The following is a 21,005-nucleotide window of genomic DNA, read 5'->3' as shown; positions in this document are numbered from 1 at the left end:
CTGGTAGGAGCAACCATTCATCAGGACTCGTCCACCGGCTCACATTGGATGTTATGTCGCCTTCGAGACGTCAGCTCTGTCGAGTGGCGGTAGTCACCGCCTGTTCGGTCTCCGGCACTGGCGGTTTCGCGCTGTTGCTCAGGGAAGCGTGCCGGTGGTGACGAATTCGAGGCGGCGGGCGACGGAAACGGCCTGGTCGGCGAAGCGTTCGTAGAACCGGGCCAGCAATGCGAGGTTCGCCGCTGCGGCCACGCCGTGTTCGTAGTCTTCGCTGGTGATCATCGACATCAGCCTGGCGCACAGGGCGTCCACCGAGTCGTCGGCGTCGTCCATCTCGGTGAAGCCGCGCGCGGCTTCACCGGTGATGAGATCGTGCAGCCGGTCGGCCATCGTGACGGTCAGCTCGCCGAGGGTGTCCACGGTTTCGACCAGGGCGTCCGGCACGACCGGTTCCGGGTGGCGGCGACGGACGAGATCGGCGAGGTGGGCGGCGAGGTCGCCCATGCGTTCGATCTTCACCGCGCAGATCAGCGTGGCCATCACAGTGCGCAGGTCGCCGGCAACCGGGGATTGCAGAGCCAGCAGCCGCTGGGCGTGTTCCTCGCACGTGTCTCGGGCGGCGTCGAGCTCGGCGTCGGCGGCGATGACTCGCTCTGCGAGCGGTAGATCACCTGTGGTCAGGGCCTGGGTGGCCTGCCGCATCGCCACGGCGGCCAGTCCGGCCATGGCCGCGAGATGCTCATTGAGGGCTTCCAGTTCGGCGTTCAACACTTCCCGCACGCCACCCACTCTAGGCGAACCGGACAAACGTCGTGTGCGCTAGGCGCACTGCGGGGCCAGGACTTCCCGACGAGGTGGGCGAAGGCGCGCAGCTCGGCGAGATCAACGCGGTGACGAACTCGGATGAGGCCCAGTGCGCGATCCAAAGCGCAGATTCCTCAAGCCCCGTTCTCCCGGAACGCTCTGTACTCGTCGAGAAGCGTTTCGAGACGCTGCACCATGAAGGTGTAGAACTCGTGCATCTCGCGGAGGCGCGCGCGCTGCCGTTCGGGGAGCGCCGCCCCTCGCGCCTGCGCGTTCTCCGCCAGTGCCAGCAGGTCGGTCGTCCCCTCGACCTGGTGCTGCAAGCAGCCGACCCAGGCGTCGTCACGCCATTCGTACACGTACTGGCGGGATCCCGGCTCCTTGAAACGCCGGACGGTCCCGCTCAGCACCAACAGGCGCGTCGTCTCCGACATCGAGCCCTTGCTCGCGCGGAGAACGTCCTGGAGCTGCGCCATCGTCATGGGTCTCTCGCTGAGCATCAGCACGCCCGCGGCCCGCCCAGCCATCGGCGGCCAACCCATCGCGCTCCCGATGCGCAGCCCGAAGTCCTCGATCAGTGCGTTCGCATCGCCGGGAGGATCGTCGCCAACGCGGCTGGACATCACCGGACTCCAATCGATCAGATCAGAATGAACATTCACTCTTGACTGAACTTCGCCTGCGGGGCACTCTACCGTGCAGCAGCGGTCCGGACATCCCTCGGGTCCGCGCTCCTGTGCCGAACGCTGGAGGTTCGCCGTGGCAGACGTGGGCTGGGACATCATCGTCGTGGGAGCGGGGTCCGCGGGCGCGGTCCTCGCCGCTCGCTCGGCCGAGCGCGGCAAGCGCGTCCTGCTCCTGGAAGCCGGCCCCGACTACCGGCAGGATCAGATGCCTGAGGCATGGCGATCGCCGAATCCCGCTCGCGCGCTGATGGATCCCACCGCCGTCGCGGGCCTGGTCTGGGAGGGCGTCAACTCGGCTCGGACGGACACGCAGTCGCAGACCCCGTACTGGCGCGGCCGGGGCGCCGGCGGCAGTTCGTCGATCAACGGGCAGATCGCCATCCGCCCGCCGATGGAGGACTTCGCCGACTGGGCCGCCGCCGGTTGCGCCGGTTGGTCGCCCGAGGACGTGCTGCCCTACTTCGCGAAGCTCGAGGACGACGAGGAATTCGGGGACGAGTCCTACCACGGGCGCGGCGGGCCGACGCCGATCACCCGGATGCCGCCGGAGCGATGGGGCGGGGTCGACGCCGCGCTGTCAGCAGCGGCCCAGGCCGCCGGGCATTCCTGGGCGCCGGACGTGAACGCGCCCGGCGCGGCCGGGGTCTCGCCGTACCCGATCAACTCCCGCGCCGGCCGCCGGGTCACGGTCAACGACGGCTATCTCGAACCGGTTCGGTCGCTGACCGGCCTCACCGTCCGCGGTGACGCACTGGTCGACCAGGTCGTCTTCGAGGGCCGCCGGGCCGTCGGAGTCCGCGTGATCGCGGACGGCACGGCGACGACCGAGTACGCCGACGAGATCGTGCTCAGCGCCGGAGTGATCCACTCCCCCGCGATCCTGCTGCGGTCGGGCATCGGCCCGGCGGAGGACCTGCGTCGCCTCGACATCCCGATCCGGGCGGACCTCCCGGTCGGCCGCGGCATGCAGGACCACCCGATGATCGTCGTCGGACTTCCGCTGACCGCGGAGGCCGCGATCAAGACCGACGACGACCGCCACACCAACGTCTGCGTCCGCTACAGCAGCGGGGCGCCCGGCAGCGCGCCCCACGACATGATGTTGGTGTCGCTGAACATGAACGTGCTGTCGATGGCGAACGCCGACACGCGGTTCCCAGCGGGCGGCTTCGGCGTGTGGCTGAACCACAACCACTCACGCGGCGTGCTCACGCTCAAATCCACCGAACCGCAGGCCCAGCCCGAAGTCCGGCAGCGGATGCTGTCGGACGACCGCGACCTCGCGCAACTGCGCGACGGCGTCCGCGCCCTGGCCGAACTGGCCTGCGGTCCCGAGGCCGCGACCATCGTCGACAGGTCGGTCGAGGCCGCCAACAGCGACCTGTTCGCGGTGCTGAACGACGACGCGGAGCTCGACGGCCACCTGCTGGCGACCGCGGTCGACGCCCAGCACGGCACCAGCACGTGCCGGATGGGTGCGCCCGAGGACGACTCCGCGGTGGTCGACCCCTCCTGCCGCGTGCGCGGGATCGAGGGCCTCCGCGTGGTCGACGCATCGATCTTCCCGTCCGTCCCGCGGGCCAACACCAACCTGGCATCGATCATGGTCGGCGAACTGATGGCCGACCGCATCGGCTGACCGCCCGCCGACCCAGCGAAGGAGCAGTACCCTGTGAAGACCCTGCAGAACCTGATCGGCGGACGCGGGCAAAACTCCCGCGACGAGGCGTTCCACCAGGTGATCGGCCCGACCCGCCCGGCCTCCACCCACACCGCACTGGCGGCCGGCGCCAAGCAGCACGCCGCTGACGCGGTCAGCGCATGGAGCGGCCGGCTGGTCGAGCTCTCCCACCGCGTTCACGCCCACCCAGAGCTGGCGTTCGAGGAGACCCTGGCGAGCGCATGGGTGGCGGACGCGCTGGCTGCGGCCGGGTTCGAGGTCGAGCACGGCTGCTACGACCTGCCGACCGCCGTCCGCGCGACCGTCGGAACGGGCCCGCTCCACATCGGGATCTGCGCCGAGTACGACGCCCTCCCCGACATCGGTCACGCCTGCGGACACAACATCATCGCCGCCGCCGCTGTCGGGGCTGGGGCCGCGCTCGCCGGTCTGGCCGACGACCTGGGGCTGACGGTGACCGTCCTCGGAACACCGGCGGAGGAGGGCGGCGGAGGCAAAATCCTCATGCTCGAGCGCGGCGCGTTCGCTGGGATGGACGCGGCGATGATGGTCCATCCCGCCGCAGTGGAGATGGCCGCGATGCCCGGCTCCGCCGTCTCCCAGTTCGAGGTCTCGTACCGCGGGAAGCCCGCGCATGCTGGTGCCTATCCGCAGCTCGGTGTCAACGCCGCCGACGCCATGACGGTCGCGCAGGTCGCGGTCGGGCTGCTCCGCCAGCAGACGAGCCCGGAGGACCGCATCGCCGGCGTCGTCACCGAGGCCGGCACCGCGGCGAACATCATCCCCGACGCGAGCCGCGGAGGGTGGATCGTCCGGTCGTCCACCATGGAGGCCCTCGCCGAGCTCAAGCAGCGCGTGCAGCACTGCTTCGAGGCCGGGGCGCTGGCCACCGGTTGCGACCTGACCACCACACCGCTCTCCCTCGACTACGCCGACCTGCGGCCGGACCCGGACATGCTGCAGATGTACCGGGCCAACGCGGAAGCGCTCGGGCGTGTCTTCCCGGACCTGTCCGGCGGCTCCCCTGCGGGTGCGGCGACCGACATGGGCAACGTCTCCCATGCCGTCCCCACCATCCACCCGATGCTCGGACTGGACTGCCTGCCCGCGGTGAACCACCAGCCCGAGTTCACCGCGGCGTGCATCACCCAGGCCGCCGACCAGGCGGTGCTCGACGGCGCCACCGCGATGGCGTGGACAGCGATCGACCTCGGCCGAGCCCGATGCGTCTGAGCAGCAAGAGCCTCGACCGTCGAATCAGGGATCGGCACGGTGACGGCGGCCAGGCCTCTCGAGACCGCTTCAGCCGTGCGAGCAGGTCGAAGACGCGCATCTTCCAGGCGAGGTCGCCACGCATGTCAGCGGGCGATTGACCGCTGACGGCACAGGAATAGAGCTCGTCACGCGGCCGGCCGGTTGACCGGCGACGAACATCGGGAGCCCGCCGCACGCTTAGACTTGCCCGAATGGGGAGACCCCAGGGGCAGGCCGTCGGTGTGCCCGGGTGCGCAGGTGGCTTAGGTCGTGTCAGTTCAGACCTCGTGCTGACACGACCGCGCGGGGGATGCGCCGGAGCGGACCGGGACATGAGCGAACAGCGGCGCCGGGCGTTGGAGCCACTGCTGACCACCTACGCCGGAGGCTGCCCGGCGCCTCGTGGATGAGCCTCATCTGCGGGCGAGATGAGCGTGTCCGAAGCAGCGCCCCGGCCGACGACTTCGACCTGCTGCACTTCCTCGAATGCTGGCCGAGAACGCCACGCGAACACCTCAACGTCGCCGCCGGAATCCTCCTCTCCGACCAGCGCGAGAGGGATTCCTGGCAGAGCACGGCGGTCTGCCCAGCGCACCGCGTACGAGCTGCTGCGCGACCACGCCCGCACCTCCCCGAACTCGCCCGCGGCATCGCCACCCGGAAGTCTCGATCCAGGCTCCGTCCTCGGTCAAGCCACCGCAGCACCCACAACGCCCTGACGCGACCTCGGGCAGAAATCACGCCTTTGCGCCGATTGCGAACGCGTCACCGCGGGTAAGCGCCCTGGTGGCGATCTTCATCAGATCCGGGGTCTCCGGCGGGCCGATGAGAACGCGTCGCCCGGAAGGGATCGCCCCGGGATGGCCGAACGACGTGCTGCGGAGAGGCGAGCGATGACCGAACCGGACCAGGTCGAGAGCGGAGGCGGCGCACGGCGGAACAAGACCAGGGCACGGACGCGATTCCACCGGCTGATGTGCGTGCTCAAGCGGGCTTTCGAGCACACCGGGCCGGATCGTGACGTCCTCCTGCTGATCATCAAGAGCGTGATCGCGGCGACCGTGGCGTGGGTGATCGCCAACAACCTCTTGCGGGCTCCGACGGCGACCTTCGCCCCGTTCGCCGCGTTGCTCATGGTTCAAGCGACCATCTCCCAATCCCTGGACCAGTCGATTCGCTACGCGGGCGCGATGGTCTTCGGCGTCTTGCTGGCCGGGTTGGTGACGCCGGTCATGGGCGCCGCGACGCTGACCTTCGCCGTGCTGATCCTGGTCGCACTCGTGTTGGGGCGGTGGCGCAAGCTCGGCCAGCAGGGACCGCAGGTCGGCGTGACGGCGCTGTTCGCCTACGCCTCGTTCACCCAGGGCGGCACGTCCCCGTCGGGTTTCGTTCAGCTGGGCAGCATCGCCGGCCTGGTGCTCATGGGCTGCGTGATCGGAGTGGTCACGAACCTGGTGATCGCACCGCCTATGCGGTATCGCAGCGCCCGGCTCGGCGTCAGCGCGCTTGCCCACTCGTTGCGCGAAATGCTCACCGACGTGGCCCAGGGTCTCGATCAAGGGATCCCGGACCAGGATCAGGCCGAGACCTGGCTGCACCAGGCCAACCGGTTCCCGCACGCGGTCGCCCAGGCAAGCGCTGCGGTGAGCCGGGCGGTCGAGGTTCGGCGGTTCAATCCGCGGCGGTTGTTCCTGGCCTACCCGGCTTCGTTCGAGGGCTACCGCACGATCATCAACACGCTGGAACGAGCCACCGGTCAATTGCGTTTGGCCATGCGAGGATTGACCTTCGCCGTCCAGGAGAACACTGCGCTGCAGCCGGAACGCGAACGGTTCCTCCGCAGCTACGGCGAAGTGCTGGCCGCCACGGCCGAGGCCGCCGGCGCGATCGGTGAAATGCACAGCACCGACGCCGCCGACCAAGCCGATCGACTCGGCGATGCGACCGCCCGGGCGCGCCGGGCGTACAGCGAACTCGCCGAACAGGCCAAGAGCACGGAACTCGACGGCCCCGGCCCGTGGGCCGTCTACCGGGGTCTGCAGACCGATGCCCACCGCCTGGTCGAGGAGTTCGTCGAAGCTCAGCATCAACTTGCCCGGCTGATCGACTCCTCGACCGGGGATTCCAGCCAGGACGAGTCGCGACGCACCTGCACTGCCCGCTCCACCGACGCGCTGCGGCGGTAACGAATCTTCTGAGAGGGCCGTGGCCCCCGGGTGGACATACGGCCTCCGCTCTGGGATGTTGAAACTGGTCGGTTGAGCATCCAGCCCGCCCCAATGAACGCGACAGCTTGATCGAAGTGTTCGCGTCTGTCTTTCGGGGTCGTCCTCCCGCGTTGCACCCGATGTGGGATGGGGATGTCGTCAACGGGTCGTCTGTTCCCTTCGCTTGCTGCCCTCGTTTTCGAGGAGGCAATCGTGACCGCTCTTTCCGCACGCGAGACCGCCATTCCGGATCGCATCCTCAGCGGATCTGCCGAACAGCTGGTGCCGCGCGGAAGCCAGGACCTCGTGCTGCAGCTGTGGCGCCCCACCAGCACGTCGGTCGTGGTTCACATCGCGGGCGAGCTCGACACCAATACCGCCCCGGGCCTGTACGAACTGCTGGCACCGCGGTTGTCCTCGACCATCGAGACGCTGGTCCTCGACCTGTCCGGGCTGCGGTTCATGGGCGTGGCCGGGCTGGAGATGGTGGCCCATGTCCGCCAGCGTGCCGACCACCGCGCGATGAGGGTCTGGATCGTGGACGGACCGCCCTGCGTGGAGCGGGCGCTGCGCGCCGCCGGATGGAGCGGAACCATCCCGACCTACGCCACCCTCGCCGCAGCGGTCGCCGAGCTGACGCCTGCCTGTGAGGGGCCGGTTCGTGTCGTCAGCTGAGCGGATTTCGGCGCGGCACGCGCCCGCCGGCATGAACGAGCGGCGGCCGGAGGTTCGGGTTAGCGCCGCAGTGGCCGAACAGGGTTGCCCCCGCTGCGGGAACCGCACGACGCGCACTGCCGAGTTGATCGACGATCACGGCCACGCGGTGGCCATGACCACGCGGTGCCATCGGTGCACGGGGCTGCGCCGCAGGTACCGGCCACGAGGGCGGGCTCGCGCGGCCACCGGCACCGCTGTGCGAGCGAGCAGTGGGACTGGCAACGATTCGCAGTCACCCGCCTCGGCGATCTGGCGTTCGTCCCACGGCCCGTGCTGAAAAGTGGTCCCGACGGGGCGATCGCCCGCTTGGCGAGAAGAGAGGGGCATGTCCTCCCTCCGAATTCCCAGCGCATCGGCCTCGGCAAGCCGATCACTCGCTCGGCCGGACGCAACAACGTCACGACTTGGGACCTTCCGCGGCCCCAGGACACCTCGCCGTGCGACGTGCCAGTCTGATGACCATGACGACAGAACGATTCGAGGTGCGCCGACAAGTCGCAGCACCTCCGCGGCGAGTCTTCGCGCTGCTGTGCGAGCCGACCGGGCACGTGACGATCGACAGCTCAGGGATGTTGCAGTCCGCCGAGGGAAAGCCTGTGCGGCAGGTGGGCGACGACTTCCTGGTGCACATGGACCGCGAGGCCCTCAACGACTACCCGATGGGCACCTATGACGTCCGGGTCATCATCACCCGCTTCGAGCAGGACCGGCTCCTGGAATGGACGATCTCCGGGACCATCCAACCCCCGATCAAGCACCTCTACGGCTATCGGCTCGAACCGAGCGAGCACGGGACACTGGTGACCTCCTACTACGACTGGAGCCAGATCGAGCAGCGATACCGGGAGAAGGGCATCTTCCCCGTCATCCCGGAATCGGGGCTGCGCGCCACGCTGGGAATCCTCGCCAGACAGGTGGAACAAAAGCCCGCGTAGGACCGAAGCGAACGCGCTCTGCCCAGCATGTGCCGGTCCGCGATCACTTCCGCCTCCCCCGAGAGCGGAGTTGGATGAACAGCTCCGGCAGCATCAGGTAGCTGCCCACCAGGAACGCCACCCCGCCGACCAAGAACCCCACCTTGACGATCGACGCCCCCGCGGGATTCTCCGCGGTCGGGAACCCGGTGTCCGGGAACCCCGGCAACGACCCGACGATGAACCCCATCGAGCCGAGCACGAACATCAGCCCGACCCAGCACGAGACGTCCCTTGGATCGAACCTCAAGTGACCGTGCCCGGCTTCGGCCAGCTGCAGCAAGCTGGAGCCCAGGAACAGCACGCTGCCGATCAAGCTGGTCCACCACAATCCCGCCTTGGGCAGGAGCTCGAGGTTGGCACCGAGCGCGAACGTCGTCTCGTAGTTGAACATCAGCGACCCGATGAGCAGCACGGACGGCGTCCAGAACGACAGCTTCTGAGGCTCGAAGCCGAACCAGCGGTAGCGTTGCGGGGCATGCGTAACGCCGTCCGGGCCTATCCGGTCATCGGCGTTGAGACTCTCGAACACCTGCCCGTAAATGCTGATCGTGTACAGCAGCGCGCCGAGGAAGTAGCAGGACTCGGCGTAGATGGCCATCCGGTGCTGCCCGCCGAACGCCGACGGCACCAACGATCCGGCCGCTCCTGCGATGAACAGCAGCGAGCCGACCAGGAAGACCAGCGCGATCCACCAGGCCAGCCGCTGCGGCGCCCAGAACTGCAACCAGGGGTTGGGCGAATCCTCAGCCTCGGGCGTGTGCGGTGCCACCCGTCCTGCAGCAGTGACCGGGCCTGCGCCCTTGCCGGAGTGCCGGGACTCCCACAGGTAGGGGGTATCTTGCGGCCGCCGGTAGGCGATCCACGAGGTGAACGGACGGGGACCGCCACTGGTGGCGCGCTCCCAATCGCGCGGCACGTTTGGCCCGACCGGACGTTCGGCGCTCACACCTCTCCCTTCCGTGACCTGGCAGCACCCCCGTCCCAGGCGGAAGTCCGCGCAGTAGCACCAGCGAACCTGCGCGCCCGACGGCGTCCCCGCGTTCTCCGGTTTCGAACTTCGCTGCTACGAGCAGGATGTACGCAGGGAGCCCACGTAAGAGCCGCTCGCACGTCCTCTCGCGCATGTCGCTCATCGATCACGTTGCCACCTCCACATGCACGCAGGGGGCTCAGCCCGTGCGGAGGACCAGCGTGGACGGTATGCACCCTGCGATCGTTCAGGAACGGCGGCGCGCTCCCCCGATTGCGGCGCCCCGGGTCGTGTGCAACCCGGAAGAACGGCCACGCTGGTCACCGATGCTGCCACGGGCTGTGAGCCGACGCTCACGCTCGACGCGCGGACGGCGTACGCGGGTTCACGAAGCCGCTCGAACTCAGGAGGCTCACCACCGAGTCGGACGCGGCAACGGCACGGCATAGGAGCCGGTTTCCTGGATCAACCGGGGCTGCCTCGTCTCGGCCCCTGAGACGAGAGCGAGAGGCCTGGGACACTCGGGGCTATGGCTGAACGCGACCGAGATGCACAGGGTCGGGCCCGCAGTGCCCGTCCGCGCGATGGGCTCGGCCGCCCGCTGCCGCACGGCACCCCGGGCGTCGAACGCATCGATGAGGACCTCGTACTCACCCCGCAGGAGAGCCTGCAGCAGGCCCAGCAACTCCTGGACGACGGACGCCCGTTCCACGCCCACGAAGTCCTCGAAGGGGCATGGAAGACCGCGCCCAGCACGCAGCGTGCCTTGTGGAAGGGACTGGCCCAACTCGCCGTCGGCCTGACCCACCTACGCCGAGGCAACGCTACCGGAGCCACCGCTCTGTTGCGCCGGGCAACCGAGCACATCCGGCCCTACAGCCAGCATCCCCCGCACTCCATCGCCGTGGAGGAGCTGGCCGACTTCGCCGCCGAGACCGCCGAGACCATCGACCATGCCGGTCTGGCCGCCCTCGGCGACCAGCGACTGCTGCCCCCGAAGCTGCGCACGACGTTGCCCGAATCTCCGTAGCCTCCCTGCGTCTGTGCCCTGGCCATGTTCGAACGTGCAGTTCAAGGGCGCCGACGGCAAGCTCGTATGGCGGTGCACCGGTCTGCTCACCCGCGGGCAGGCCGAACCCGGAGTACACGCGCAGGGCGGCGCGCAGCACCGCCGTGCCGGTCGCTTCTGGGCGCTCAGGACTCAGCGCGTCGGATCGCGATCCGACCGGCTCGCACACGGGTTTCGTACCGAGGCTGCGCGAAGACGGCGGGTCCGTGGACGACTTCGCCGGTCTCCATCTCGAAGCAGGAGCCGTGCCACGGGCAAATCACCCGATCACCGTCCCTCTCGCCCTCCTCGAGCGGGCCGCCGGCGTGACTGCAGACTGCCGCGATCGCGAGGGGATCGCCCGTGCGCGAGCGCGCGAGCAGCACGCGCTCCCCGGCGACCTCCAGCAGTTTGAACTCATCGGGTGCGAGGTCCGCATCCGCGAGGACCTCGGTGAACTCCACAGGACCGGCGTGCGCCGAGTCTTGGTTGACCCGGACACCCATGCCATAGCTCAACTCACCTCCGATGTGAGCCGCGATCGAGGTCAGCGCGAACGCCGCTCCGGCACTCGCCTTGGCGTATCGGCGACGGCCTCGCACTCGTCCCACGAGGGACGCGATGTTCAGCACGAGGCCGCTAGCGTTGAGCAAGGCGTGCGCGCTCGCGACCCGCCTAGGCTCACCCTTCAGGTCACGCCAGTCGGAGGTACCGGTCAGCGCCGCAGGAAGGGTCGCCAGCACCGCCACTGACAGCGCGCCGTCCGCGGCCACGCCGCATCGTTGCGACCCCGAGACCGACCCCGCGACATCGAGGATCAGGGCCGTCGTCATCGCTCCCACCGGGATGTCGGTCAACGCGGGGTGCAGCGGAGCGCCCAGCCAGGTCCCATCAAGGAAGTTCCTCAACGGCATGGCCTTTCGAAGCGCGCCGCGCACCAGCGGTTGGAGCTTGTCCTCGACCGGGTCCAACCAGGTCAGTCGGCGCGCCAATCGTCGTCCGAGCATCTCCTGCTGTGGCATCGGTATCTCCCTCTTCGACATCCGCTTCGGGGTTCACCACATCGAGATCGAGCGCAATGCTGGCGTGCGCCTGCATGAGCGGGCGCCCACCCATAGTGGGTCGTGGGGCGCCGGCCCGCATTCGACGAACCCGGTCGCGGTGCAGAGCAGGCAGACAACGGGAGCAGCACCGAGCCGCCGGGCCTGGTTGCAAAGCAGCCTCCTGCCGCACGCCTCACTACCCGCGTGCGCGTACCGGCCAACGGCGTCAAGGCACAGGAACCTCGGAACCGCGCGCTGCGCAACCAACTCGACCGTCGATGAGATCGACCAGGCGGTGTGGACGACGTCCCACAGACGAGATGCACGATGGCAGTGCTTGAACCAACCTGGAGATGAGGAGAACCCCGTCCCATCAGGGCACACCCGGCGCGGAACCGCGATGGGACCACTGGCGGAACGTCAGACGGCCCTCCCCACACTCCATTTCAGGAAGGGCTACTTCTTGGTCTTGGAGGTCCGGCGCAGTCGGACGTTGACGAACTCGCCCATGCCCCAGCGACCGAGCTCACGGCCGAAACCGGAGCGCTTCACCCCACCGAATGGCAGACCGGGCAACGTGGTGCCGTGCTCGTTGACGTAGGCCATGCCCACTTCGAGCTGGTCGGCGATCTGCTGGGCGCGGTCGATGTCGCTGCCCCACACCGAACCGCTGAGCCCGAAGCCCACGTCGTTGGCCAACTCGACGGCCTCGTCGGCCGAATCGACGCCGTACACGACGGCCACGGGCCCGAAGATCTCCTCGGCGTAGGCGTCCATTTCCTTGGTGACGCCGGTGAGGACGGCCGGGCGCATGAAGGCTCCCTCCCCTTCGAGCGCGTCGCCACCGGTGTGCAGCGTGGCGCCCTGCTCGACCGCGCGTTTCACCTGCTGCACCACGCCGTCGCGGGCGGTGATCGAGGACAGCGGGCCAACCTGCGTGCTCGGGTCTGTGGGATCACCCAACCGGGCGGACTCGAAGGCCTGTGTGACCGTCGAGACGAACTCATCGAACTTGCCGTTGGGCACGATCATTCGTTTCGGAGAGTTGCAGGCCTGGCCGGTGTTGGAAAGACGCGCCCGAGCGGCGATGGTGGCGGTGTGCTCGATGTCGCCGTCATCGAGCACGATGAATGCGTCGGAGCCGCCCAACTCCAGGACCGACTTCTTCAGATTCCGCGCGGCGGTGGTGGCCACCGACGCACCTGCCCGTTCACTGCCAGTCAGCGAAATCCCGCGCACGCGAGGGTCAGCGATCATGTCGGCGACCTGGTCGTTGCTCGCGAACACGTTGATGTAAGCGTCCTCAGGAACACCGGCAGCGTGCAAGATCTCGGACATGGCTTCCGCCGAGCCCGGGCATATCCGCGCGTGCTTGAGGATGATGGTGTTGCCCACCATGAGGTTCGGTGCGACGAATCGAGCCACCTGGTAGTAGGGGTAGTTCCAAGGCATCACCCCGACCAGCGAGCCGATCGGCTCGGTTTGCACCAACGACTCTTCAGATCCTTGCGGATCAAGCACCTCTGTCTTCAGCAGCTCCGGCCCATGCTCGCCGTACCAGCGGTAGATCGCGCCGGCAAGCTGGACTTCGCCCACCGCTTCCTTGATCGGCTTGCCCATCTCGGTCGAGATCAGCTTGCCCAACTCGTCCTGGCGAGCGTCATAGGCATCGGCCGCCCGTATCAGGCTCTGCGCGCGCTCCTCCGCAGTTGTCGCTCGCCAGCTGGCGTAGGCACCGTCCGAACGACCCAAGACCCCGGCGACGGCCCCATCGCTCAACTCGTCGAACTCCTGCTCGATCTTGCCGGTGGTCGGATTGGCAATCACGTACGTGCTCATGGGCTCCACTCACGGTAGTTGGCGGTCACTCCAGTCGGGTCATACCTCCGGACAAGCGAGTGAGCGGTCCACTCCAACCGGCGGACCACATACCCAGCGGCCACCCGCCTGCCTCACCGTCTCCGTACCCCGATTCGGAACGGCTCACACGCGCCAACACCCTCATACCGCCGAGCAACCCGAGGCGAAGCCCGAACGCGCCCTACCGTCCCGCTGTTGAGCTGTCACCTCTCGGTCTCGCCAACGAGCGGCGGGACCAGGGGCAGCCGATCAAGAACACGGCAGGACCGCGCGACCTTGCCCAGCCCCCGTCAAGCGGCTGCGGCACATGACCGACCTCTGCAGGGACAGCTGGACCTGACCCCAATCGGCGCGAGGGTTGTGAGCACGCATGTCCCGCGTGGAGACCGCGCTCTGAGCTCCGCCGCGCCAGGCGCGGGCACTCATGCTGTGTGCGGCAGGACGAGCCGGGACGGGTGGCGCGCGTCTCGGTAGACCTTGTGCGTGACCGGGCGACCGACCGGGAGGTGGAAGGCGTCCGGCGGGAGCATCGCGTTGTGCGCGTCGGCCAGCGGCTCGTCGCAGGACAGCTCCGCGATGAGCTTGTGCCCGAGCAGGAAGGTGGCGGCGAACGGGTAGAGGCGCAGCACGTACTCCTCGATCATGCCGGGTTCGACCGGTACGGCGCGGGTGTGCGGGTGGTAGGGGTCGCCTTCTCCGCTGCGCTCGTCGAGTTCCCGGTGCGAGGCCTTGAGGTAGCCGGTCGTGATCAGCTGGCGTCGGCCGTCGGGTGCCTCGTCCCACATGCGCAGGATGAAGTTGGTGTCGTCCTGGTCGATTTCGACGAACAGGTGCGCGGCTCCGGTGCCAGATCGCCATCGAACAAGTCCACTTCGGACAGAGGAGCAGTTGAAGCCGGGATAACGCTCTCGGGCCGCCCGCGCGACGTGATCATTCGGCTCGGAAGAGGTGGTAGCGCTCCCCGATGCGAGCCACGGCCTCGTATCGTCCCGCCCGGCCGTCCTCCTCCATCAGCGGCACCGCGCCCTTGAGGCCGCGCCGGCTTCTGAAGGAGCGCACAGAAGGAGGGAGCGGGAAGCCGCGGTTCAGGCCGGCGGAGCGAGCACGACCGCGGAGTTGTGGCCCCCCATGCCGAGCGAGGACTTCAGGGTGAGGCCGTCGGCGGGGGTGGTGGGGCCGTTCAGCAGTCGCGGGTGGGCGGGGGCGGCCTGCGGTGGGGCCGGGATGAGCCCGCGGTCGTAGCCCAGGGCGGTCGCGGTGATCTCCACCGCTGAGGCTGCGGCCATGCAGTGGCCCACGAGGGGTTTGACCGAGTAGAGCTCGGCCTCGGGGGGCAGCATCTCGTCGGCCACGGCCGCTTCGGCGCGGTCGCACTGCTGGGTCCCCGGCCCGTGGGAGTTGAGGTAGCGCACCTGCGACAGCTCCGCCCCGGCGTTGGAGAGCGCATCGGAGAAGCACCGTCTCAGCTCGGTCGCACCCGGATCCACCGAGGTGACGTGGTGGGCGTCGTGCGACATCGCGCCGCCGAGCACCCTCAGGTACGGGTTCGGCGACCGTTTCGACAGCACCATGCCGATCGACGCCTCGCCCATGATGAAGCCCCGGCTGCCCTCCTGGAACGGCCTGCACGCCTGCAGCGGCTCGGTGTCTGTGACCGCCACCCCGAGCCGGTTGAAGTGCAGCACGGTCTCGGGCGCGGAGGACAGGTCGGTGGCCAGGAGAATCACGTCGTCCACCACGCCTGCGTCCAGCCAGGCCTTCGCGGTGATCAAGCCCGCGTTGCCGGAGGCGCACGTTGTCGAGATGTTCATCGCCGGGCCGTGGAAGCCGAATTCCTGCATGAACGTCGACACCGGGGTCGAGGGCATCAGCGCCAGGTAGTCGCGGACCGATACGTCCGCGTCACGCACGCCGTAGAAGTCCCGCCACAGATCCACGTCGCCGAGCACGGCCGCATGCAGCAGCCCCACCCGTCGTCCTGGCTCCCAGCCCCGGCTTTCGGCGTCGAGGATCGCCTCGCGGCCAGCGGCTCGCATGGCCCTGGCGAAACGACTCGGCCCGTCCAGCTCGTCGCCGCCTTCCGGAACGGTCGCCACCCACGCTGCTTCGTCCCGGTCGGGACCGTGCCCCTCGGCCAGCTGAGCGGCCACCTGACCGGTGGCCAACCCGTTCCAGAGGGATTCGCGCCCCCAGCCGTAACCGGTCACCGCTCCGATGCCGTTGAGTCCGCAGTGCTGGTCGGTCATTGCTCGCCTCCCGGATTGCGATCACCGCTGCACCCGTGCGGGTGGCGGACCACGTCCGGGGTCGCCGCAGCTCGCTGAGCCCGATCGACATTGCCGTGGTGGCTGGGATCGAAGCGCTGTGGTTCCTGCGGGAAAACCCCGGTCTCTCACGCCAGAGTGAAGAGCAGAAAGCCCAGGTCGCTACCGCCTGTGTTTGCGCTCTCTCCGATACGCACCTTTTGGATGAAGATCAATTGAATTCGGCACCATTTCGCTACATTACGTGTTGCTTCTGTGGCTTCGCGTTCAAGATCGGTCATGCCCGCGCTCGGCCCCTGTGGTCGTCGCCATCTCCGGGAACGGTTGATGACCAGCGCTGATGGGGAACCCCGGGGTGGAGAGCGGACGTCGGCACAACGCGCAAGACTGCTGGCGCCGGTTCGTGAGGTGCTAGGGCCACCACGGGCCGAATGGCCCAGGCGGCGAGTGAGGACACCGAGTCTTCATTGGATGGCTCATGGAGATTGACCCGAACGACGGCGGGCTCTCGGGCAGTTCTGGGCTAGACCGCGAGCTCCTCGAGGTGGCGTTGTCCGTGCAGGGCGCGGTCAGCTGGACGTTCGACTTCGTTGGGGGGCAGGTCAACTGGACGGCTGGGATGGATGTGCTCCTCGGCATGCCCGGGGCCGACGAGGAGGACATCCAGGCCCTCTTGGTGGAGCTCCTCGCGCCATGGGTAGTGGCAACGCGAACGACCGTGGCGGGCCAGGGCCTCGACATGGAGCAGTCCGTGGCCACCGCGGAGGGGCAGACGCGGGTGCTCCACTTCCACGCCCGCCCTGTCGGTGACCGGCACCCCAGGAGCCTGGTCGGGCTGGTCCGCGAGGTGACCGCTCTGCATCGGGACCGGCAGGCGTTGACCGATCTCGCCGGCCGGTACCGGCTGCTCGTCGAACTCAGTCCCGATGCGATCTGCGTGCATCAGGACGGGGTCATCCGTTACGCCAACCCCGCCATGACCACCGTCCTCGGCGCCGAGTCCAGCGCGCAGCTCCTCGGGCGCCCGCTGACCGACTTCGTCGCTCCAGACTCGATCCCCCAGATGCGCGAGCGGATCGCGGCGCTGGCGACCTCGGGCGCGGCCACACCGCGGGCGCGGGCCGAGCTGCGGAGCCTCGACGGCACCATGGTTCCGGTGGAGTTGGTGGCGGTGCGCATCACCTGGGAGGGACATCCGGCGGTGCAGGTCATCGGACGCGACATCACGAGAGACCGAGCGGCCGAGGCAACCCTTCGCTACCAGGCAGCCCTGGTGGACCACGTCAACAACGCGATCATCGCCCTCGACCGCAAGGGCGTGGTCACCAGCTGGAACCCCGCCGCCGAAACCGTCTACGCGTTGCCCGCCGACCAGGCGCTGGGCAGGCCCGTCACCGAGCTGGTCGGCGCACCCTTGCAGCCCGAAGCGCTGCTGGCCGCGGGTGGGGTCACCGAAGCACGGCACCGGCGCAGCGACGGTACCGCCCTGGTGATCCGGCTCTCGGTCGCGAAGATGGACTCCGGGTTCGTGCTGGTGTGTGCCGACGAGACAGCGCGCCGACGGGCCGAACAGGACTTCGCTACCGTCGTCGACGCGCTTGACGAGGGCATCCTCGTGGTCGCCCCAACCGGTTTCATCGTCTCGGCCAACCCCGCCGCCGAGCAGATCCTGGGCGCGCCCCGCTCGGCCATCGTCGGCTCGGCGCCTGAGACCTGGTTGGTGTTCGACGAGGCCGGGCAGCCGCTACGGGCCTACCCGACGGTGTCGACCCAGCACAGCGGAGTGTCGCAGACCGCACGGGTGCTCCGGCTCGAACGGGCCGACGGGAGCAGCGTGTGGCTGTCGGTCACCACCCGTCTGTTGGGCCGGCAAGACCGGCCGCCCCATGCGGTGGTGACCTCGTTTACCGACATCACCGAGAAACGTGCCACCAGGGAACGCCTGGAGTACGAGGCCACCCACGATCCACTGACGGGGCTGGATAACCGCTCCCTGGTGCTGCGCCACCTCAGTCACCCGCAGCGGACGCACCCGATGGCTGCGCTGTTCGTCGATCTGGACAACTTCAAGCTCATCAACGATTCCCTCGGGCACGGTGTCGGAGACGAGGTGTTGCGGATCGTCGGGCAACAGCTGGTGTCCACGTCGCCCACTGAGGCTGTGGTCGGCCGGCTCGGTGGGGACGAGTTCGTGGTGCTGACCCCAGACGCAAGTGATCGCACCAAGCTCGAACAGCTCAGCTCACGTTTGCTCCGGGCTCTCGCCGAACCAATCCACCTGCAGGGCAGGCAGCTGCACGTCACCGGCAGCATCGGTGTGCTGAGGTTCCAGCCGGACGACCCCCGGTCTGGTCAGGACCTCCTGCGTGATGCCGACGTGGCCATGTACCAGGCCAAAACACAAGGCGGCAGGCGTTACGCGTTCTTCGACATCGAGCTGAGGGAACGCATGCAGCGGCACCTGGTCCTGGAGCAGGACCTGCACCACGCCGCGCCACAAGACCAGCTCTGGGTCGCCTACCAGCCCATCATCGACCTGCGCACTGACCGCACGGTGGCCGTGGAAGGCCTGCTCCGGTGGCGGCACCCGGTGCACGGCACCGTCTCGCCGGGCGAGTTCATCCCACTGGCCGAGGAAAGCGATCTCATCAACTCCATCGGCGCGCACATGCTGCGCATGGCCACCCACGAACTCGCCGCCCAACGCCAGCGCCACCGGGTTGAGCTCCGACTGAACGCCAACCTCTCCCCACGCCAGCTCGAAGATCCCGGCCTGGTTTCCACCGTCCAGCAGGTGCTCGCGGATTCCGGCCTGGCAGCCCGCGCTCTGTGTTTCGAGGTCACCGAGAACGCGATCATGCACGACCCCTCGACGGCGGCGCGCGTCCTGCACGAGCTGCGCGAGCTGGGCGTGTCCCTAGCCATCGATGACTTCGGCACCGGACACTCCTCGCTGGCGCAGCTGCAACGACTCCCCTTCGACAGCCTCAAGATCGACCGGTCGTTCATCACCAACCTCGACGACTCCGATGATCTCAGGGTCCTCGTCACCAGCATCATCACCATGGCCCACTCCCTCGGGCTCGAAGTCGTGACAGAAGGCATCGAAACAGCCCGCCAGCTCGAGCTCCTCCGCGACCTCGGCAGCGACCAAGCCCAGGGCTACTACCTCGGCAAACCCACCCCGATCGAAGAACTCCTCCCTGCACACCCCCTTTCCTGCTTCCCACCCCGGGGGCCGCGCCTCGCCGACTCGGGACCCGAGTAGCAGACAGCGGGGTACAGGATCCATAGCGGTGCTGGGCCGGGTAGGTACTGGCTCGCGTGCTATCGCAGGACACACCGAAGGTGTCGGCGAGCACCCGGTCCCCGCGACCGGATTCGCCCGGCGTCGGGCCGACCTCGACGAGGACACGATCCGCCTGCTATCTCGGTCTTCGACGCGTACCCGTTGTTGCACGACGAGGGCGAAATCGCTCAATCCAGCGGCCAACCAGGGGTGCGCTCCAGCATGAACCCGAGCTTTGCGGCGCTCTGGCAGGCCACAGCCAAGGGGCACGCAGCCCTGTTCACCGCCGCAGCCGACCAGCGGAACACCGGGCTGAACCTGCGCGGTGCGATTTCCATCGCACCTGGGGGTTTCCAGACCAGCGAGCGACGTCTCCCCTGCCGAACACCGCAACTGCGCTCGGGTCGTCTCCTGGTCAATGACCATGGTTGGTGGTCATCGGCCACGAGGCGCCGACGCTGGAACGGGCGCGCGAACAGCACGCCGGTTCGCTGGTTGCCGGTCACAAGCGCGAAAGCGCCTCTTCCCGGGCTGATGACGAACCCGCAGGGCATCGAGATCAGCGCATCGAGGCGGCGATCTCAGCAGCGGCTTCGCGCGCCAGGGAACCGAGTTCGGCGAAGCGGGACTCTGGCACGCGGTCGCGGGGACCCCAGACGCTGACGATGGCGAAAGGCCGCTGGCTGGCATCGAAGACCGGTGCCGCGACGCCGTACACCTGCGACTCCAGCTCACCAACGCTGACGCTGTAGCCCTGTTCCCGGACCTCCTCGAGGTCGGTGCGCAGCGCGTCCCGGTCGGTCCTGGTGGTCGGGGTGTACTCGGGCAACGGGGAGGCGAGGATGGCTTCGACCTCGTCCTCCGAAAGCCACGCGAGAAACGCCTTTCCAGCCGACGTCGCGTGGATCGGCACCTGCCGTCCCAGCCAGCGGGCGCTGAGGACCACCGGCGGTACCACTTCGTCGACGTAGGTCAGACCGAGCCGCTGCACGACGGCCAGGTTCGCCGTCTCGCTGGTTTGCAGGCTGAGTCGTTCCAACACGTCGTGTGCGCGGCGAACGAGAACGTCGACGCCCGCAGTAGCCGCCATGCGGCTGACCGCGAAGCCGATCGCGTAGCGGTTGGTCACCGGATCGCGCTCGATCAGCCCGTGATGTTCCAGGGTGGCCAGCAGCCGCCACGCGGTGGCCCGGTTGAGATCGCAGTCCGCGGCGAGTTCGGCCGCTGGCCGCCCCCCGGGGGAACTCGCTGACACGGCGTTGAGCAGCGCGACCGCGCGGTCCACGGACTGCACGCGGCCAGCTGAGGACCTGGGCTCGTCCTGGCCGTGGGTCACTTCCACACTCATGACCCCACCTTAGGTGACTGGTTTCGCAGCGCTGCGCATGGAGCCATCGGCTTGACCAGCCCGAACGAACCGCCTTGACGGCTCCCCTGACACCTCGTACCGTCGCATATTGCGAACAACCACTGCACATTGTGAGTCTTCATGGATCGATTGGTTACCCCTTACGAAGGAAGCGGGCATCGCCCGTGGGACGACAGCGCGGAAGTTCCGGCGCCGCTGCACCTGCACCAGACCCCGGTCAGCTCACGATGGGTCGACTACAACGGGCACATGAGTGAGTCCTGCTACCTGCGGGTGTTCGGCGACAACTCGGATGCCTTCTTCCGGTATCTCGGGATCGGCGAGGACTACCGGGAAGGCGGGCACTCGCTCTACACGGTCGAGACGCACATCCACAACCGCCGCGAGGTAGCTGAAGGCGAGCCGCTGGTGCTGAGCCTGCGCCTGCTCGACCACGACGCCAAGCGCTTGCACGTCTTCCACGAGATGCGCCACGGGGAAACCGACGCGCTTCTGGCCTCAGCCGAGCAACTGCTCGTGCACGTCGACATCGCGCGTGGCAAGTCCAGCGAGATGCCACCCGAACTGCAACAACGGCTGGCAACGATCCGCCGGTCGCACGCCACCCTCACCACCCCGGACGTCGTCGGCAAGCCCATGGGTATCCGACGCTGACGTGACCTTCCGGGGCAACCGCCGTTCCCCGCGCACGGGCGGGGTTTCAGCCTGTGACGGCACGGTTGTGTCGTTGCGCGCAGGGGAATTCGCACCGACTGCTGGCGAGCGTCCGCGACGAGTCGCATGGGGCCTACATCAGCAGTGCGCACGGAGCCCAGAGGAACGTGGGCGGTCGCGCC

The 21,005-nt window shown here is 68.3% G+C and carries 17 protein-coding genes and 1 pseudogene; 8 read left to right on the top strand and 10 right to left on the bottom strand.

Going from position 1 to position 21,005, the window contains the following annotated elements:
- Positions 1-138: 138 nt before the first annotated feature.
- Complete coding sequence (gene phoU / locus FHU35_RS11015) at positions 139-789, bottom strand: phosphate signaling complex protein PhoU (protein ID WP_246110235.1); 651 nt, start codon at positions 787-789, stop codon at positions 139-141.
- A 149-nt stretch (positions 790-938) separates the two neighbouring features.
- A complete protein-coding gene (locus FHU35_RS11010) occupies positions 939-1,427 on the bottom strand; it encodes a GbsR/MarR family transcriptional regulator (protein ID WP_145738397.1) in 489 nt (162 codons plus the stop codon).
- A gap of 136 nt (positions 1,428-1,563) precedes the next feature.
- On the opposite strand from FHU35_RS11010, the gene FHU35_RS11005 reads away from it, so the two are divergent.
- The 5 genes from FHU35_RS11005 to FHU35_RS10985 all read left to right on the top strand — a co-directional run bounded on the left by FHU35_RS11005 (position 1,564) and on the right by FHU35_RS10985 (position 8,284).
- Complete coding sequence (locus FHU35_RS11005; protein WP_145738396.1) at positions 1,564-3,129, top strand: GMC family oxidoreductase; 1,566 nt, start codon at positions 1,564-1,566, stop codon at positions 3,127-3,129.
- Positions 3,130-3,162: 33 nt separating this feature from the next.
- Positions 3,163-4,404, top strand: a complete 1,242-nt coding sequence (locus FHU35_RS11000; protein WP_246110234.1) for an amidohydrolase — start codon at positions 3,163-3,165, stop codon at positions 4,402-4,404.
- A gap of 914 nt (positions 4,405-5,318) precedes the next feature.
- Positions 5,319-6,611: an FUSC family protein gene (locus FHU35_RS10995; RefSeq protein WP_186459374.1), complete on the top strand. Its 1,293-nt coding sequence runs from the start codon at positions 5,319-5,321 to the stop codon at positions 6,609-6,611.
- Between the two features lie 234 nt (positions 6,612-6,845).
- Positions 6,846-7,307 carry an STAS domain-containing protein gene (locus FHU35_RS10990; protein ID WP_186459373.1) on the top strand — a complete coding sequence of 154 codons (462 nt, stop codon included), beginning with the start codon at positions 6,846-6,848 and terminating at the stop codon, positions 7,305-7,307.
- Between the two features lie 503 nt (positions 7,308-7,810).
- Positions 7,811-8,284 carry an SRPBCC family protein gene (locus FHU35_RS10985; protein WP_145738393.1) on the top strand — a complete coding sequence of 158 codons (474 nt, stop codon included), beginning with the start codon at positions 7,811-7,813 and terminating at the stop codon, positions 8,282-8,284.
- Positions 8,285-8,327: 43 nt separating this feature from the next.
- On the opposite strand, the gene FHU35_RS10980 is transcribed toward FHU35_RS10985, so the two are convergent.
- Positions 8,328-9,272: a hypothetical protein gene (locus FHU35_RS10980; RefSeq protein ID WP_145738392.1), complete on the bottom strand. Its 945-nt coding sequence runs from the start codon at positions 9,270-9,272 to the stop codon at positions 8,328-8,330.
- 553 nt (positions 9,273-9,825) lie between these two features.
- Between FHU35_RS10980 and FHU35_RS10975 the strand changes: the two genes are divergently transcribed.
- A complete protein-coding gene (locus FHU35_RS10975) occupies positions 9,826-10,326 on the top strand; it encodes a DUF309 domain-containing protein (RefSeq protein WP_145738391.1) in 501 nt (166 codons plus the stop codon).
- 164 nt (positions 10,327-10,490) lie between these two features.
- Here FHU35_RS10975 and FHU35_RS10970 read toward each other — a convergent pair whose 3' ends face one another.
- The 6 genes and pseudogenes from FHU35_RS10970 to FHU35_RS29235 form a co-directional block, all read right to left on the bottom strand.
- Positions 10,491-11,366 (bottom strand): Rieske (2Fe-2S) protein, encoded by an 876-nt coding sequence (locus FHU35_RS10970; protein WP_145738390.1) that lies wholly within the window; start codon positions 11,364-11,366, stop codon positions 10,491-10,493.
- Between the two features lie 477 nt (positions 11,367-11,843).
- On the bottom strand, positions 11,844-13,226 hold the full coding sequence (locus tag FHU35_RS10965) for an NAD-dependent succinate-semialdehyde dehydrogenase (RefSeq protein ID WP_145738389.1): 1,383 nt from the start codon (positions 13,224-13,226) through the stop codon (positions 11,844-11,846).
- Positions 13,227-13,669: 443 nt separating this feature from the next.
- Positions 13,670-14,086, bottom strand: a pseudogene (locus FHU35_RS10960) (CocE/NonD family hydrolase C-terminal non-catalytic domain-containing protein); the annotation flags it as partial.
- Between the two features lie 91 nt (positions 14,087-14,177).
- The gene (locus tag FHU35_RS30165; protein WP_281290231.1) at positions 14,178-14,306 is read right to left on the bottom strand and encodes a hypothetical protein; all 129 of its coding nucleotides are present in this window, start codon (positions 14,304-14,306) and stop codon (positions 14,178-14,180) included.
- Positions 14,307-14,332: 26 nt separating this feature from the next.
- Entirely contained in the window at positions 14,333-15,493 is a 1,161-nt protein-coding gene (locus FHU35_RS10955; RefSeq protein WP_145738388.1) for a beta-ketoacyl synthase N-terminal-like domain-containing protein, read from the bottom strand.
- Positions 15,494-15,639: 146 nt separating this feature from the next.
- Entirely contained in the window at positions 15,640-15,792 is a 153-nt protein-coding gene (locus tag FHU35_RS29235; RefSeq protein ID WP_186459372.1) for a hypothetical protein, read from the bottom strand.
- Between the two features lie 197 nt (positions 15,793-15,989).
- Here FHU35_RS29235 and FHU35_RS10950 point away from each other — a divergent pair, with 197 nt between their 5' ends.
- Complete coding sequence (locus FHU35_RS10950; RefSeq protein WP_145738387.1) at positions 15,990-18,779, top strand: sensor domain-containing protein; 2,790 nt, start codon at positions 15,990-15,992, stop codon at positions 18,777-18,779.
- Positions 18,780-19,359: 580 nt separating this feature from the next.
- Here FHU35_RS10950 and FHU35_RS10945 read toward each other — a convergent pair.
- Positions 19,360-20,085, bottom strand: a complete 726-nt coding sequence (locus tag FHU35_RS10945) for an IclR family transcriptional regulator (protein WP_246110233.1) — start codon at positions 20,083-20,085, stop codon at positions 19,360-19,362.
- Positions 20,086-20,289: 204 nt separating this feature from the next.
- Here FHU35_RS10945 and FHU35_RS10940 point away from each other — a divergent pair, with 204 nt between their 5' ends.
- Positions 20,290-20,823 carry a thioesterase family protein gene (locus tag FHU35_RS10940; protein WP_145738385.1) on the top strand — a complete coding sequence of 178 codons (534 nt, stop codon included), beginning with the start codon at positions 20,290-20,292 and terminating at the stop codon, positions 20,821-20,823.
- Positions 20,824-21,005: the final 182 nt, after the last annotated feature.

It is taken from the genome of Saccharopolyspora dendranthemae (assembly GCF_007829955.1).
Lineage (GTDB): Bacteria > Actinomycetota > Actinomycetes > Mycobacteriales > Pseudonocardiaceae > Saccharopolyspora > Saccharopolyspora dendranthemae.
This window is presented reverse-complemented; position numbering and strand designations above follow the sequence as displayed.